The organism is Rhodococcus sp. P4_B6 (genome assembly GCF_056402215.1).
Genome location: NZ_JBFUHV010000052.1, coordinates 23155 through 38146 on the forward strand (window position 1 = coordinate 23155; position 14992 = coordinate 38146).

At 65.6% G+C, this 14992-nt stretch carries 14 protein-coding genes, 1 tRNA gene and 1 pseudogene; 9 read left to right on the forward strand and 7 right to left on the reverse strand.

The features are described from left to right. Window positions 1–69 precede the first annotated feature (69 nt). Window positions 70–645 (reverse strand): TetR/AcrR family transcriptional regulator, encoded by a 576-nt coding sequence (locus AC1DWT_RS23805; RefSeq protein ID WP_477922462.1) that lies wholly within the window; start codon window positions 643–645, stop codon window positions 70–72. Window positions 646–779: 134 nt separating this feature from the next. Here AC1DWT_RS23805 and AC1DWT_RS23810 point away from each other — a divergent pair, with 134 nt between their 5' ends. The 5 genes and pseudogenes from AC1DWT_RS23810 to AC1DWT_RS23830 form a co-directional block, all read left to right on the forward strand. Then, on the forward strand, window positions 780–1691 hold the full coding sequence (locus AC1DWT_RS23810; protein ID WP_477922463.1) for an alpha/beta fold hydrolase: 912 nt from the start codon (window positions 780–782) through the stop codon (window positions 1689–1691). Continuing rightward, on the forward strand, window positions 1688–2689 hold the full coding sequence (locus tag AC1DWT_RS23815; protein ID WP_477922465.1) for an NADP-dependent oxidoreductase: 1002 nt from the start codon (window positions 1688–1690) through the stop codon (window positions 2687–2689). Before AC1DWT_RS23810 ends, AC1DWT_RS23815 begins: the two co-directional genes overlap by 4 nt. A 24-nt stretch (window positions 2690–2713) precedes the next feature. Continuing rightward, on the forward strand, window positions 2714–3568 hold the full coding sequence (locus AC1DWT_RS23820; protein ID WP_477922466.1) for an alpha/beta fold hydrolase: 855 nt from the start codon (window positions 2714–2716) through the stop codon (window positions 3566–3568). Between the two features lie 43 nt (window positions 3569–3611). After that, the gene (locus AC1DWT_RS23825) at window positions 3612–4430 is read left to right on the forward strand and encodes an SDR family oxidoreductase (RefSeq protein WP_477922467.1); all 819 of its coding nucleotides are present in this window, start codon (window positions 3612–3614) and stop codon (window positions 4428–4430) included. 662 nt (window positions 4431–5092) lie between these two features. Beyond that, window positions 5093–5704, forward strand: a pseudogene (locus tag AC1DWT_RS23830) (class II aldolase/adducin family protein); the annotation flags it as partial. Window positions 5705–5765: 61 nt separating this feature from the next. Here AC1DWT_RS23830 and AC1DWT_RS23835 read toward each other — a convergent pair. The 3 genes from AC1DWT_RS23835 to AC1DWT_RS23845 all read right to left on the reverse strand — a co-directional run bounded on the left by AC1DWT_RS23835 (window position 5766) and on the right by AC1DWT_RS23845 (window position 9831). Further along, the gene (locus AC1DWT_RS23835) at window positions 5766–6233 is read right to left on the reverse strand and encodes an Lsr2 family DNA-binding protein (protein ID WP_477922468.1); all 468 of its coding nucleotides are present in this window, start codon (window positions 6231–6233) and stop codon (window positions 5766–5768) included. 553 nt (window positions 6234–6786) lie between these two features. Continuing rightward, entirely contained in the window at window positions 6787–7950 is a 1164-nt protein-coding gene (locus AC1DWT_RS23840; protein ID WP_477922496.1) for an Lsr2 family DNA-binding protein, read from the reverse strand. Window positions 7951–8805: 855 nt separating this feature from the next. Then, complete coding sequence (locus AC1DWT_RS23845; protein ID WP_477922469.1) at window positions 8806–9831, reverse strand: hypothetical protein; 1026 nt, start codon at window positions 9829–9831, stop codon at window positions 8806–8808. A 771-nt stretch (window positions 9832–10602) separates the two neighbouring features. Here AC1DWT_RS23845 and AC1DWT_RS23850 point away from each other — a divergent pair. Next, a complete protein-coding gene (locus tag AC1DWT_RS23850; RefSeq protein WP_477922470.1) occupies window positions 10603–10944 on the forward strand; it encodes a WhiB family transcriptional regulator in 342 nt (113 codons plus the stop codon). 13 nt (window positions 10945–10957) lie between these two features. Then, window positions 10958–11248: a DUF4193 domain-containing protein gene (locus AC1DWT_RS23855; protein WP_477922471.1), complete on the forward strand. Its 291-nt coding sequence runs from the start codon at window positions 10958–10960 to the stop codon at window positions 11246–11248. A gap of 126 nt (window positions 11249–11374) precedes the next feature. Here the strand turns inward: AC1DWT_RS23855 and AC1DWT_RS23860 are convergent. From AC1DWT_RS23860 to AC1DWT_RS23870, 3 genes are all read right to left on the reverse strand, one after another. After that, window positions 11375–11448 (reverse strand) — tRNA-Ile (locus tag AC1DWT_RS23860). An 81-nt stretch (window positions 11449–11529) separates the two neighbouring features. After that, window positions 11530–11877: a hypothetical protein gene (locus tag AC1DWT_RS23865; RefSeq protein WP_061699496.1), complete on the reverse strand. Its 348-nt coding sequence runs from the start codon at window positions 11875–11877 to the stop codon at window positions 11530–11532. 242 nt (window positions 11878–12119) lie between these two features. Beyond that, window positions 12120–12437, reverse strand: a complete 318-nt coding sequence (locus AC1DWT_RS23870; protein ID WP_477922473.1) for a hypothetical protein — start codon at window positions 12435–12437, stop codon at window positions 12120–12122. A 487-nt stretch (window positions 12438–12924) separates the two neighbouring features. Here AC1DWT_RS23870 and AC1DWT_RS23875 point away from each other — a divergent pair, with 487 nt between their 5' ends. Together AC1DWT_RS23875 and AC1DWT_RS23880 are read left to right on the forward strand one after the other, a co-directional pair. Beyond that, complete coding sequence (locus AC1DWT_RS23875; protein WP_061699498.1) at window positions 12925–13989, forward strand: helix-turn-helix domain-containing protein; 1065 nt, start codon at window positions 12925–12927, stop codon at window positions 13987–13989. A 10-nt stretch (window positions 13990–13999) separates the two neighbouring features. Next, window positions 14000–14734, forward strand: a complete 735-nt coding sequence (locus AC1DWT_RS23880; protein ID WP_477922474.1) for a nucleotidyl transferase AbiEii/AbiGii toxin family protein — start codon at window positions 14000–14002, stop codon at window positions 14732–14734. The last annotated feature ends 258 nt before the right edge of the window (window positions 14735–14992 follow it).

Consider the following 14992-nt stretch of genomic DNA (forward strand, 5'->3'; position numbering starts at 1 on the left):
CACTGCATACGGGTTCGGGTACGGTCACGCGCCGTCGTTGTCATTGACGTCTCTTCCCATTCGGTTGCTTCATTTTTCGATGAGGCGAAACGCGGTCGCGAGCCCGGCCGCGAGAATCTCATTGGACAGCGCAGAATCCGACACCGCCCGCGACAACTGCAGGGTCCCGATCAGGCTCGACATCAGCCCGATCGCTATCGTTCGCGCCGCGGCTGTGTCGTCGATGTGGGTACGACTTGCAACGACAGCGATCATCGCCTCGATACCGTCTGTGAATGATTGCTGCACAATCGGTGTCGACCGGCTGATTTCGCTGAGCAGGGCAGCGGAGGGACATCCGTTCTCTCGTTGGTCACGATGACTTGCCGACAGATAGCCCTCGATGTAGGACTGCAACGAGTGGCCGTCGTCGGGTAGCGCCCGCAGAGTATCCAGCTGCTTCGTCAGCTGATCGGCCAAGACCACCGCGACGAGTTCGTCCTTCGACGCGAAGTGCGCGTAGAACGCGCCGTTGGTCAGCCCGGCGTCGGACATCAACGCACTCACGCCGGCCCCGTCGATCCCATCCTTCTTCAGACGTCGACCCGCCGCCTCCACCACCCGAGCGCGCGTCTGCGCCTTGTGCTCGCTGCCATATCTCGCCATGTCGATGATCCTCCATGCTGCCGCGTCCTTGCCCTACCGAAGTCTATCCGATAACCTTACGACCATAATAGTATGAGCGTAATTCAATCGGGCTCTCACAGGCCAGGCTCACTTCCTTCGGATAGAGGACAGACATGGCAACCAACCACGGCGCACCGGCCGACACCCGCACCTGGACCACGGTGCCGACCAAATCCGTCCTCGCCGGCGGCGTGAACTTCGCTTACCGCGAGCTCGGCCCCACGGGAGGCGTGCCCGTGGTGTTCCTGCACCACTTCGCCGCCGTTCTGGACGACTGGGACCCCCGCATCATCGACGGCATCGCCGCTCACCACCACGTCATCACGTTCGACAACCGCGGCGTCGGCGCGACCGACTCGAAGGTCCCCGCCAACCTCGAGCAGATGGGACGTGATGCGGCCACGTTCATACGAGCACTCGGTCACGACAGCGTCGACCTACTCGGCTTCTCCCTCGGCGGTGGGGTAGCCCAGATGGTCGCCCTGCAGAATCCGACACTGGTTCGGCGAATGGTGTTGGCAGGCACCGGCCCACGCGGCGGCGGCGGAATCGACCACATGCGCAGGATCGTCGGACGCGCCTACCTCAAAGCCGCCCTTGCCCGCAAAGATGCCCGACACTTCCTGTTCTTCCCACGCACGACCGAAGGCAAACGCTCCGCCGACGCCTATTTCGCCCGGCTCGCCGAACGTGCCATCGACCGAGACACACGCATTTCGATGCAGGCCCGCCTCGCGCAACTGAAAGCAATCATGGGCGGCGGGAAAGCAGCACCCGACGACCTGTCACAGATCACCGCGCCAGTGTTCGTCGCGAACGGCGACAACGACCTCATGGTCGCCAGTGAGCACTCCGCCGACCTCGCACGGCGCCTTCCCAATTCGCAGCTGACCATCTACCCGAGCTCGGGACACGGCGGCATATTCCAATACCACCGCGAATTCGTCCCGGAAGTGCTCGCATTCCTCGGCGAGGAGCCACACACCGCCGCCGCCTCCGCGACCAACACTGGCGATCAGTCGTGAAAGCCTTCGCCTTCGCTGCGTACAAGCGGCCTCTGCAGGAAACGACCGTGCCGGAACCGATCGTGGGCGACCACGACGTACTCGTCGAAATTCAGGCAGCCGGCCTCAACCAGCTCGACGAGAAGATCCGCACCGGCGAATTCAAACAACTGCTCCACTATCCGACGCCGTTGACTCTCGGACACGACCTGGCCGGCACCGTCATCGGAGTCGGCGCCCGCGTTCGACACTTCACCGTCGGCGACGAGGTCTACGCGCGCCCCCGCGACGGCCGAATCGGCACCTTCGCCGAACGCATCGCCGTCCACGAGGACGACCTCGCGCTACGACCGACATCGATCAGCGTGGTCGAAGCCGCCGCACTCCCCCTCGTCGCGCTCACCGCCTGGCAGGCACTCGTCGACAGAGCGAATGTGCAACCCGGGCAGAAAGTTCTGATCCACGCCGGTGCGGGCGGAGTCGGATCGATCGCGATCCAACTCGCCAAGCATCTCGGGGCGAGCGTCGCCACCACTGCCAGCGGCCGCAACGCCGACTTCGTCCGAGAGCTCGGCGCCGACGTCGTCGTCGACTACCGCACCGAAGATTTTGCCGACGTTCTCGACGGGTACGACGTCGTCCTCGACAGCCTGGGTGGGGACAACCTCGAAAGATCACTGCGCGTGCTCCGGCCGGGCGGCAAGGCAATCGGTATCGCCGGCCCACCCGACCCCACGTTCGCCCGCACCGCCGGCGTCAATCCGATCGTTCGTCTCGCGATCACCGCCCTGAGCCGCAAAATACGCAGACAAGCCGCGAAAGCGGGCGTGAGCTACGAATTCCTTTTCATGCGTGCCAGCGGTGAGCAACTACGCCGCATTACCGAACTCGTCGACCACGGCGCGATCCGTCCGATCGTCGGAAGAACGTACCCCTTCCACGAGACACCGGAAGCCCTCACGGCCCTCGCCTCGGGTGGCATCCGCGGCAAAGCCGTCATCACCCTGCCCACCGCCTGACCTCGCAGCCCCGGAGACCACCCAATGAGTACCGCGAACAACCAAACCGCCGCCTACGCATCAGCCCCGACAAAGACCATCACCGCAGGCGGGAACACCTACGCTTACCGCGAATTGGGACCGCAAGGCGGCATCCCCGTCGTCTTTTTTGTCCACCTGTCCGCCAACCTCGACAACTGGGACCCCCGAATCGTCGACGCGATCGCACGGAACCGTCACGTCGTCACCTTCGACAACGTCGGTGTCGGCGCGTCCACAGGGAAGGCGCCGGACACGATCGAGGCGATGGCCACCGACGCCTACACCTTCATCACCGCGCTCGGCTTCGACACAGTCGACCTGTTCACCTTCTCGATGGGCGGTTTCATCGCCCAAGATCTGATCCTCGAGCACCCGCACCTGGTCCGCAAGCTCATCCTCACCGGAACAGGACCACGCGGAGGCAAGGACATCGACAAGGTCTCCCGAACGACCTACGTCGACATTCTGCGCGCAACGCTCGTGCGGGCCGACCCCAAGGAATTCCTGTTCTTCAACCGCAACCCAGCCGGCAAGACCGCCGCCAAGGCATTCATCGGGCGACTCCACGAACGCAGCACCGACCGCGACACAGCCGTCGGAATATCTGTTCTGCGAACACAACTCGCTGCCATCGAAAGGTACGGGCGCTCCGCCCCGTCGGACCTGTCCCGCATCACCGCCGACACCCTCATCGCCAACGGCGACCACGACCGCATGGTCCCCACCCCACTGTCCGACGATCTTCGACGCCGCATCCCCGGCTCCGAACTGATCATCTACCCCGACTCCGGCCACGGCGGAGTCTTCCAATACCACGACGAGTTCGCTCCCGTCGCCGTCGAGTTCCTCGGTCTCTGAACACCTCTCGGTACACACGCCCTTTTGGATCGGAGAAAAACGCATGCCCTCAGTACTCGTCACAGGAGCCGGCCGAGGCATCGGTCTGGCCGTCACCCACCGCATGAGCGAAGCCGGGTGGACCGTCTACGCAACCGCCCGGTCGGAGTCGGCACTCGCCCGCCTCGACCAGCTGCATCACGTCCACGCGGTCCCGCTCGACATCACCGATCGAACGGCGATCGCGGCACTACCACGACACCTTCCAGCACGGCTGGACGCCGTGGTCAACAATGCAGGCATCATCGTCAGCGGACCGGTCGAAGGCCTGCCGATCGAGGACCTCTCGCGTCAACTCGACGTCAACGTCGTATCACAGATCGCCGTCTCCCAAGCCGTCCTGCCGGCGATCCGAGCAGCACACGGCCGCATCGTGTTCATGTCCTCGGTCAGCGGCCTGATCACCACCCCCGGCACCGGCGCGTACAGCGCATCGAAATACGCGATCGAATCCCTCGGTGACGCACTGAGAATCGAACTGCGTCCATGGAAGATCCCCGTCTCACTGATCGAACCCGGACCCATCCGAACCGACATGTGGGAGGGAATGCTCGACGACTACGACGCCATGACCGCACAGCTGAGCCAGGAGAACAGAGAACTCTACGCAGCGCACCTCGCCGGCAGCCGCAAGCTCCTGGGACGAATGCAAAAGATCGCAGCTCCGCCGAAACGCGTCACCACAGCCGTCCACCACGCCCTGACCTCGCCGCGCCCCAAACGGCGCTACATCCTCGACACCGCAAGCCGCGTCCAAAAACTCGCCGTAGCAGTAACGCCCACAGCGATCACCGACAAACTCCTCGCCGCAGTGACCACCTGACCTCACCTCGGACAGATCGGGTCGTCGACGCAGAACCCATTCGATATCTTGAGCCCGGTGACACATTGACTTGATCGTCCGCGAATCATGCACCAAGGTTCAGCAAACGGTTCGGGTTCGGTGCATCCCGGCGGAGGCGCATCCGAAACGGACTACCAGCGGTGGCGCCGTCATAAGTCTCCGCCGCGATCCGAGCGGACGACCTCGATCGGTCGACAGATCCTGCGCCGTATCCTTTCACGCCCGTCGCGAAGACGGGGCGGTGGTACACCGAACGGCAAAGCTTGCGGATTTTCTATCAGGACGGGTTCCTCGGCACCCGGGAACGTTTCGGACGCTACTTCTGATCGTGCCCGAGGAGTTTCCCGCATATCCGAACTGAGCGGTCTCGCAGGAGCCACTTCGCGTACAGGGAGTTGTTCCCGTCAATCGATCATCTCGTCCCGGCCGCCTGCGGCGGCGCCGACGATGAGTCGAGCTGGATCAGCACCTCGATGTTGCGCAACTCCGCAAAGGCACATTGGCCCCTCGACGAGCTTGGCTGGACTCTCGCCGGCAGGCGATTACAGGACCTGGGACGGACTTGCGGGATGGTTCATCGAATACCACCGCAAGCATCCCAAACTATCGGCGACGACGAATGACTCGCCGTCGTCGAGTTCGCCCAGAAGATGGTGCGCGATCGCCTGGTCGTCGGCACCTCCGGCAACATTTCGCTGCGCCGCGGCGACCTCATCGCCGTGACACCGAGCGGCACCGACTACGACGAGATGACCGCAGAAGACGTGGTCGTGGTCGGAATGGACGGCTCGATCGTCGACGGTTCACTGAAACCCACGACCGAACTGCCGTTCCACCTCGCATGCCATACCAGGCACGGCGCCACCGCAGTAGTCCACACCCACTCCACCGCCGCGACCGCGCTGTCGTTGTTGCGTGACGACGTCCCATTCGTCCACTACCAAATCGCCATGTTCGGTGGATCGGTCGCGGTCGCACCGTATGCCACATTCGGGACGGACGCGCTGGTCGAAAATGTCAGCCCCGCCATGGCCGACCGAACGGGATGCATTCTCAAACACCACGGAACCCTCTGCATCGGAGACAACCTCGGGAAGGCCTACGACCGCGCACGGCAACTCGAATGGCTCTGCGACGTCTGGATGCGAGCCAGCGCGGTAGGCGTCCCGGCCCTACTCGATATGGAGGAGATCGACAACGTCGTCGACCGCTTCGGTTCCTATGGGCAACGACAGGAGATCTCCCAACGGTAGGTCCGCCCGCACAGCGGCCTGCGCCATAAGCCGGGACTGGCCGCGACGTGTGGAAATGAGGTCAGTGCGCTGCGTCGAACGCGTCCTGGACGTCGGCGGGGATTCGGCCGCGTGCGGAAATTTCGTAGCCGCTCGCGGCCGCCCACTCCCCCACCTCCCGGGCCCGCACCGCGGCCGGGGCCGGGACCCGGGTCAGCACCCGAGCCAGCGCCACGGTGGCCGTCAGCACGGCGGCCACCACCGCGATAACGCACACGAACGTCGCAGGGACGGTGGAATACCCGAACAGCCCAGCGGTTCCTACACCCGCGGCCGTCGCCGCCAGTGCACTGACCGGAAGCAACACCGCCAGCATCCGCACGGTTCCGGCGGGCCGATCATCGCCCGCCGCGGCCAACACCCACCACACAGCAGGCAGTGCGCTCCCGTAGGCCAGCACCGCGCTGCCGGCGTAGAGCACTAGCACCACAGCCCATTCCACCGCGATGCCCACCGTGGCCGTGAACACGACATACAGCGACACCAGCATCGGCGACAAACCCCACGGTGACACCAGCAAGGGCCGCGGCGACGGTCCGGCCCAGCAGGAAGGTGCGCCGACGGCGGCGTTCGTCCGCGCTCGCCGCGTCCCGCACCACCCGCCACCCGGACAGCCACAGCACCACCCCGCAACCGGCCCCGGCCACCGCGGCACCGCCGAGCACGATCGCCACCACGATCGATGGATCGGTCCACGCCGGCTGGAACGACGTCGCCACCATGTTCGGCCGCGGCGAACACCACCACCAAGACCAGCCCGACGACCACACCCGCAACCCCGAAGATCCCGCTCTGTCTCCCCACCCACCCATCGTGTCACCGGAAGGTGCTCAGAGACCGGCAACCGCGGCCGCCGGGCGTTCCCCAACGCAAATGCCGACTATCGCGATCCACTCCGCGGGAATCGTCGAGTCAGGTGTGCCGAGTTACCTCGCCCCCCCGGGCACCGCTGGTGCGGACACCCGCCCACTGCCGATATCCCCACAGGCTTATGGTCTTCGCGGCTGGATGGTCGCAGAGAGAATCGGGGGCAATGCTGCACCTCACGCGACCGAAATTTCGGCCTGAGCATCGTGGAAGGCTCGCTCGATCTCGACCGAAATCCGGCCGCGGGAGGACACCACATGGCCCGCCCCGATCGCCCACTCACGAATCTCCCTCGAAGACTTCTTCGCGGGAGCCTTTCTCACCTGTTCCCTCTTCACCGGTACCTTCGCCGCGACCGCCTTCTTCACGGCCTTCTTCTCCGCTGTTGCCTTCGCCGCGACTGTCTTCTTCTTCCCCGCCTTCTTCGTCGAGGCCGTCTTCGTCGCGACTACCTTCTTCTCCGCCGGAGCCTTGCTCGCGGCTACCCTCTTGACCGGAGCCGCCGCCGCAGCCGTCTTCTTGGCAGCTGTCGTCTTTGCTGCCGTCTTCTTTGCCGGCGCCGGTTTAGCCTCCGCCTTCTTCGTCTGAGCGTCGTGGAAGGCTTGCTCGATCTCGGCCGGAATCCTTCCGCGGGAGGATACCTCGCGGCCGTCTGCGATCGCCCAGGCACGAATCTCCTTGTTCGTCGTCTTCGCCGGGGCTTTACTATCCACTGCCTTTTTCACCAGGATCTTGGCCGTGGCCGGCTTCGTCACGGCCGCCTTCGTCCCGGTCGGCTTCTCGGCAGCCGTCTTCGTCGCGCCTATCGTTTTCTCCGCCGGAGCCTTGCTCGCCGCTTCCGTCTTGACCGGAGCCGCCGCAGCGGTCTTCTTGGCAGCTGTCTTCTTCGCTGCCGTCTTCTTTACCGGCGCCGGTGTGACCTGAGCCTTCTGCGTCGGAGCGGCATCGAAGGCTTGCTCGATCTCGGCCGGGATCCGGCCGCGGGAGGACACTTCCAAACCCTCCCCGATCGCCCACTCACGAATCTCCTTGGTCGTTTTCTGCGCTGGAGCCTTGCGCGCCGACGCACTCTTCGCTGGAGCCTTTCCTCCGACTACCTTCTTCACGGGCCGCTTCTTCGCAACCGCCGTCTCCGCAACGATCTTCTTCGCAGCCGTCTTCTTTGCCGGCGCCGGTTTGACCTGAGCCTTCTTCGCTCGAGCGGCATCGAATGCTTGCTCGATCTCGGCCGAAATCCGGCCGCGGGAAGACACCTCCAATCCCTCCCCGATCGCCCACTCACGAATCTCTTTCGTCGTCTTTTGCGCCGAACCTGCAGAACCCCTCGGTGATACCGCCATATTCTTCTCCCTATTCGCCGGGCAATCGTCGATCGCACACAGTAGCGGCATTTCGGCCCTCTCACCGCCAGCAGATCGAAACGGCAAGTAGTCACACGCGGGCCGCCCTGATTCCCGAGGACCCGTGCCATCACCCTTGTCGTCCAGCAGAAACATACAGAGCACCATGTCGACGGTGCCGACTCCTGCAGGACCACGGCGGCCAAGCAGGCCAGGAACTTCTTCCGCCGCGAGAATGACGAATGCGAATATTCTTGCATAGCATCCAATTACCACGGCCAGCGGTCAGTCCAGCGGGACCTTCGCGCATGCACCGAAGTCCACGAGACTGCCGTGACACGAAACGCTGCTCGAGAACGAACAGCGGCGGGAAAGTGTCGAGCCCGCAACCACGGCCGGGAGGAAAGCGAGAGGGCCACACCGGCGACCCCATTCTCGCAATAGTCCGCCGATCCCAACACCAGTTACGACACTGCGTCATGGCGCGGGATGCGCATCCAACCGTCCGTGACCGTTCTCAAGGACGTGGCTACGGAAGTCGGGCGCTGCCCGCCCCCACGTATTTCAGGTGGTGGACCTCGTCGAGGACCCCCGACCGGGGATGGGGATATCGCGCAGGATGCCTTCCGCGACGGCGCCGGCGAGAGACAGGGCGACGTAGAGGTAGCCGCCGTGGGAGTCGTCGATCGGCTCGAACCGCCCCTGCAGCGGGTCACCGAGCGTACGGATACCTTTGGCGTTGAACGAGTTCGGTGGGTACGGGGGATCCGGTACCGGAGATCCGGTGCAGTGTGGTACCCGCGGGGATCACCCGGGCCTGCGGGGGCCGGCCGTTGTAGCGCTCACTCACCGGTGTCAGTCCATGCCCATCTGCTCGGCGGCCACTATCAGCTCCACCTCGGCCTCCGTCAGCATGTGCACGGCAAGGCGGTCCACCGGCCGCTGGTCCCCGATCAGTGGGTTCTCGGTGAACCACCAGTCCAGGGTCCCCCACGGGTCGAGGTCGCATTCCATCAGCCGGTTCGCGTGCTCGGCGACCGGGCGGATTTGTTTGCGCTCGCGGTCGAACTGGAACAGCGGATACCGGTACTGGTTGCCGACCTTCAGCCCGAGGAGTTGATGTGTCTTCCGTTTGGCGTTGGCCAGGGCCCGATTCACATTCCCGGACGGGGAGAGGATCTCCGAGACCTCGGTCGAGGAGATCGTGTCGCCCGACAGTGACAGCGGGGACGCATAGGTGAGGTTGCCGGTCGCGGTCTCCAATTCGACCTGTCCATGCGGATCGGTTCCTACTGTGACGGTCGGGGCCGGATCGGCGAGACCCCGTTCGGTGCGCGGCGCCCGGTCACCCGCGCCGCCCTCGGTGCGGGCAGCGCGGGTGGCACGGGGCAGCCGCTGCAGTTGGATGGTGACCACGTCGGTATCGGCGGTGTCGAACAACGCCCGCATCACCACACCGCCGGTGTCGGCGAGATCGGCGGCGTCCAACGCGGTGCGGAACGCGTCGGTGAGCCAATCCAGCGCCAGCCCCGTCGCCCGGAGATCGAACCGGAGCTCGAAGTCGATCTCGATGCCGCCGGCCGGGCGCCGCGACGCACCCTCGAACGAGGACACCACACGGGTAATCTCCCGCTGCCACTCCTGCGCACTCCTCGGGCGCTCCCGAACCTGCGTCCCGCCCAACCGGCCACCCGCGATCCGCGGCTCCACCGCGACGCGACTACCACGTACCGCCGGGGACGAGCCGTGCAGGGAACGACCAGCAGCAGCGCCACCGGTGCGGCCGGGCCACCGGCTCGCGGCAGTAAACCCGAACCGGCCCGCGCCGCGATTCACGACCCGATACCGCGTGCGACCTGCGTTGCCGTCTTCTTTGCTCATGATGACCGCTCCACCCGAGTACTACGCTTCTTACGATATAGACAAGTGTAAGTATCGTAAGACCATGTGTCCAGGTGCGCGCGCTCCACGTACCAGCCACCGGCGACTCCCGCGAGCGGAACGGCTGTCGGAGCGGCGGGGTACGACGTCCCGTTGCCGACCCGGACAGGCACCGCTGGAGAACAGCCGACGTGCACACCACGCCGCTCGGGGAACATCTGAATCCTGCGGAAGAGGTGGATCCGGCGCCTCACGGTCGGCGACGCCGGCGAACGAGACAGTGGATGTGACGCCAGTTACTTTCGAGCGATACCCTTCGGTATCATTCGCCGTGTCGCTACCATCAAATTGCACACCGTTCACCACCTCGTGAGAGGTGACCGAGTGTGCATCATCCGGGTTCGTCCCGGTCCCACCGATGTCGAGCCCAGGCATCACCGCACCGACACGCCCTGCGGCCGCGGCGTCGACCCGATCGCAATCCCGGACTCCGGCCTGTCACTGCCGCCACCCGACTGCCACCTCCCGGGCATCGGAAGTACACCGCGATGTGTCGAAACGTTATGTCGCACAACCTTTTCGGAAAGCCATGCGCTGACACACTACAGTCCAACCCGGTTACCAATAAGGTCCTGCCCACCCACAGCGCCCCGACATCGATGTGCCTGGCACACATCCCCGGCCACAAGCCCAGGCCCGCCACACCCGCGCGCCCGCCCCTGACCGACGGATCGGCTCACCGCTCCCCTTTCGAAAGCGACCCCTCCCGCTGTGCCTGATCAATTCCACCACCACCCCCTCGACCGGGACTGGCAGCACCGCGCCTTATGCCGCGGCACCGACACCGACATGTTCTTCTCCCCCGAGGGTGAACGCGGCAACGTCCGTGCCCGGCGTGAGCGCGCCGCCAAACAGATCTGCCAAGACTGTCCCGTGCTCGCTGACTGCCGCGCTTACGCCCTCACCGCCACCGAGTCTTATGGCATCTGGGGTGGCATGTCCGAGACCGAGCGCGCCCGCCACACCCGGCGCACCCGCCGCCCGGCCCGACCCCGCGAGTGTGCCGTGTCAACGGACCCTCTAACCTGGCGGATCCGAACACCCAGAGCGTGAAGGTAGAACAGCCATGGCCACCGACTACGACGCACCACGAGTCACCGAATCCGACGAGCCGGACACCTCCCTCGAACAGCTGACCGCCAGCCGGAAAGACACCCAGTCCCCCGTCGTCGACGTCGAAGACACCGACACCGCCGAATCCTTCGAACTGCCCGGCGCCGACCTGTCCGGTGAAGAACTCACCGTCCGCGTCATCCCCAAACAAGACGACGAATTCACCTGCACCAGTTGCTTCCTGGTCCACCACCGCAGCCGCCTCGCCGACACGGCGCAACAACTCTGCCGCGACTGCGCCTGAACACGCCGGACCCCGAGAAGCTCGGCCGCCCTGAGATTGGTCCGCATCGCACACCCTCGATCGCCGAGGCCACGGTCTGATTCGCCCCTTCCACGGACCTCCCTGCGGCCCGGAGGCGACACGCGGTGGGGCGGGCGGGGCTCGAACCCGCGACCAACCGATTATGAGTCCACGGCTCTCACCGACTGAGCTACCGCCCCATCACCGCACGCCCCCGCTCTGCGGGCGTAGCGATGGTATCTCCACACTGCTGCCCCGTCCCGCTCGCGGCGGGGCAGTGCTCATGCGCGGCCGAAGAGCTGCCGCACGCCACCGTCCTCATCGACGGCATACAACGCCATTCCCAACAGGTCGAGAATCCGTTGCGGTGCCCGCACCGCCGCTTCCACCGATCGCGGCTCGTCACGCACGACCAGGGCGAACGCCACCGACTGATCCGGTTCGCTCGGCATCCGCCGCACGAGCTGCCCGATGGCGGTATCGACATCCAAATCCGGCGCGGCGGTCGCGCCCTTGACCTCGGCGTAGAGTAGGTGGCCGTCCTTCTCGCCAACGATGTCGACGAACTCCGTATCGGTGCGGACCATCCATCCCTGAGACGACAACCACCCCGCGAAGTCCCGGGCCACGCGAGCCTCATCACCTCTCATACCGGACACGGTAAGCCTGAATTGTCAGTTCCGAACAACACCCATAGTGCAAGAGCCGTCAGGCGCGGCTCAGGCATACCCGACAGATCGTGCGGTGAGATCGACGTACTCCCTTCAGGACCTCATCCACGCAATTCATGTAATCGACTCACTGGTAGCACAATTCGTGTGCACGATGTTCGACGCCGCCCCAGAACCGGCCACGGAGCGGCTGCCGTCGATCATTCTCCCCGGTGTCTGCCGGGTGTCCGCACAGCCGAATCCGGGTCCGGGTTCGGGTTCGGGGCGGAGCGGTGGAAGCCCGGATCGATGGTCAGGTCTTCGGTGTCTGCAAAGATCAGCTGACCGTCGTCGAGCGCGACCGCCCACCGATGCACCGGCGCCCACTCGTGCCCACCACCGCCCGGGTCGGTCACCGCCGCATAATCCTCGACCACCTCACCGGTGAGATCGGCCCCGGCGCTCCTGCGGACCAGCACCCGGACACCGACCGTAAACTCCGGGCCATCGACCGGCCGATTGCCGCTGTTTCGGACCATGTTGCCCCACCTCCCCATTTCGCGAGCTGCCGGGATCGAGCATAAGCACCGACAGGTCCGGTACGCGACCCGACCTGCACCAACACCTCCGTAATCGGAACGCCGCCGAAGCAGTTGACTGTCATGGGGCCGCCGGCGGCCACCCGGGTACAGCAACCCACACTCAGTGGCGCGACAGAAGCAGTGCAACCTCGTCCCCCACTCCCTCCGCTCGCCATTGTCGTGAACGGCTCTCTCCTTACTGGACTCTCGTCACTCGCGGCTCTACGAGCTCGGTTTCATCGATTTCCTCTACGCTGACAACCTCTTGCGGATTCCCAGGCGCTGCGCACACAACTCCGCACCGCCTGCCACCGACACCGCGGCCGGGGCCGGGGCCGGGGCACCAGGCGTGGCCGCCCCCTGCACGCCCGATACCAATTCCGTGGGCTTCAGCGTTCGGTGTTCGGTATTGACCGAACACCGAACACCTGCAAGGATCGGAACGGTGAACGGACGGCGGATCCCACAGAGGCGCGCGGGTGCGGGCATCGAGGCCTTCGTGGTCGATGCCTTCGCGCAGTTGGACATTGAGGCCCGCCTGCCCGTGACCGCATCCGGGAGCTACGCCGACCTTGTCGTGGACCCGGACGGCGTAGCGGTGCCGATTCACCTGGAGTTCCGCACGTTGGTCACCGTCGACGTTGCCGAGCGGCTGCTCACCGACATTGCGCCCTCGACTACCTCGGGCGCGTCGACACCGTTGCTCGTCGTGGCCGACCGGGTGACCGAGGATGCGCGCACCGTGCTCATCCGCCACCACGGCGGTTACCTCGACCTGCGTGGCCGACTCGCTTTGCGCACCGATCGCCTGGTGATCGACGCCGACGTGCAGCCGGTCAAGGAACGCACCGCACGGTCCGAGGCGCTCGCCGGCAAGGTCGGCCTCGAGGTCGCCACCGCCATGCTGCTGCATCCCGAACGAGCCGGCACGGTGCGCGGGTTGGCGCGCGAACTCGGTCGCTCCCCCAGCACGGTCTCGGAGATTCTCGCCGCCCTGCGACGAGACGGCCTCCTCGACGAGAGCAATGCCCTGATCGGCACCGACTTGTTCTGGCAGGTCGCGGACCGGTGGACGAGCCCGCGTGTTCATCTGGCGCAGCCCCCGACACCGGGCGATGCCAGCCTGCATCGAACGCTCCGGCTCGGTCTCGACGCGCTCGACGGGCCCGGGTGGGCACTGACCGACTCCGCTGCCGCCGCCGCGTACGGCGCACCCCTCGCCTTCCGCGCAGGTCAAATCGTCGACTTCTTCGTTCCCGACCCATCGATCCTCCGGCGCGCGAGCACTCTGCTCGGCACCGCGCAGTCCGCCCGGCAGGCGCACGCCACCGTGCGGGTCGCCCCGGTTCCCGCGGTCGTCCAGCCCCGGATCACCCTGGACACCAACCTGCCCGAATGGCCGCTCACGCATCCGGTGTTCGTCGCGCTCGATCTCGCTCAAGACCTCGGGCGAGGCCGGGAAATCCTCGATGCCTGGACACCCGGTGATCGGTGGACCCGTGTCTGGTAGCCACCATGTCATGTTTGTCGGCGATGCGATGGCCGCCGTCGTCCAAGGTGTCGTCGAGGTTCGGGCACTCATCGGCCAGGCGCCCGTCATCGTCGGTGGCCTCGCGGTGCTGTCACGGTTGTCGAACCCCTACCGCGCCACCGTAGATCTCGACCTCGTCGACCGACTTCTCGGCCGCCTCCCCCAACTCGAGGTCCTTCGCGCCGCCGACGGCGCGGAGCCGGTCGAGCCGGCGGCCGTCCTGCTGCCCACCCGGTACGGATCAGTCAAGGTCGACGTGCTCGAAGTCCGGCAGGTCGAACTCGACCAACCCAGCGACGATCCCGGGGACCGCCTTCATGCCTCGGCGCACGCCTGGGCCAACGACACCGCAACCGACATGACCATCGAGGTGATCCGCGCCAGCGGTGAGCGCGCCGCGGTCACCACGCCGGTTGCCGAGCCCGGGCCGCTGATCGCGATGAAACTCCAAGCGGTGATGAATCGCTCTTCGGACAAGCAGGGCACCGACCTGCTCGACATCGTGCACCTCGTGCTCGACGACAGCACCCGGACGGCGGCGCTGGCCCAGATTCGCTCCGTCGAAGCCGCCACCGTGCAGGACATCGCTATCCATGTCGATCTGTGGTTCACCCGCAAACGCCCGCAGTCGCTTCAGCGGATCCGCGCAGTGGGCGGCCGCGACATCACCACCGACGACCTCGACCTTGTCGCCGAATTGTTGACCGACGCGGCGCAACGTTAGTGCCCATGGCATGTGATTGATGAAGTCAGCTCTGGTCGCGATGTGGTGTTGTGCAGGCAGGCCACCCCGGAGCTCGTCGACCAGGTCTCGATCCGGGTCCACCGCCCGCAACACCGCCACCGAATTGAGTACGCCCGCACGCTGCCCAACGGATGGCCGTGCACCGGATCGGGCGCCCGCGCACCTGCCGTCTCGATAGCGATGCCGTCTCGTCGGACCAGGACTAACCCACCGGCCCCGCGGCATGTCCTATTCGGC

Excerpts from the sequence above, each read along its gene's own strand:
- AC1DWT_RS23805 (WP_477922462.1), bottom strand. The coding sequence starts at position 645 with ATGGCGAGATATGGCAGCGAGCACAAGGCGCAGACGCGCGCTCGGGTG.
- AC1DWT_RS23810 (WP_477922463.1), top strand. The coding sequence starts at position 780 with ATGGCAACCAACCACGGCGCACCGGCCGACACCCGCACCTGGACCACG.
- AC1DWT_RS23820 (WP_477922466.1), top strand. The coding sequence starts at position 2,714 with ATGAGTACCGCGAACAACCAAACCGCCGCCTACGCATCAGCCCCGACA.
- AC1DWT_RS23825 (WP_477922467.1), top strand. The coding sequence starts at position 3,612 with ATGCCCTCAGTACTCGTCACAGGAGCCGGCCGAGGCATCGGTCTGGCC.
- AC1DWT_RS23835 (WP_477922468.1), bottom strand. The coding sequence starts at position 6,233 with ATGCTGGTGTCGCTGTATGTCGTGTTCACGGCCACGGTGGGCATCGCG.
- AC1DWT_RS23840 (WP_477922496.1), bottom strand. The coding sequence starts at position 7,950 with ATGGCGGTATCACCGAGGGGTTCTGCAGGTTCGGCGCAAAAGACGACG.
- AC1DWT_RS23845 (WP_477922469.1), bottom strand. The coding sequence starts at position 9,831 with ATGAGCAAAGAAGACGGCAACGCAGGTCGCACGCGGTATCGGGTCGTG.
- AC1DWT_RS23855 (WP_477922471.1), top strand. The coding sequence starts at position 10,958 with ATGGCCACCGACTACGACGCACCACGAGTCACCGAATCCGACGAGCCG.
- AC1DWT_RS23870 (WP_477922473.1), bottom strand. The coding sequence starts at position 12,437 with ATGGTCCGAAACAGCGGCAATCGGCCGGTCGATGGCCCGGAGTTTACG.
- AC1DWT_RS23880 (WP_477922474.1), top strand. The coding sequence starts at position 14,000 with ATGTTTGTCGGCGATGCGATGGCCGCCGTCGTCCAAGGTGTCGTCGAG.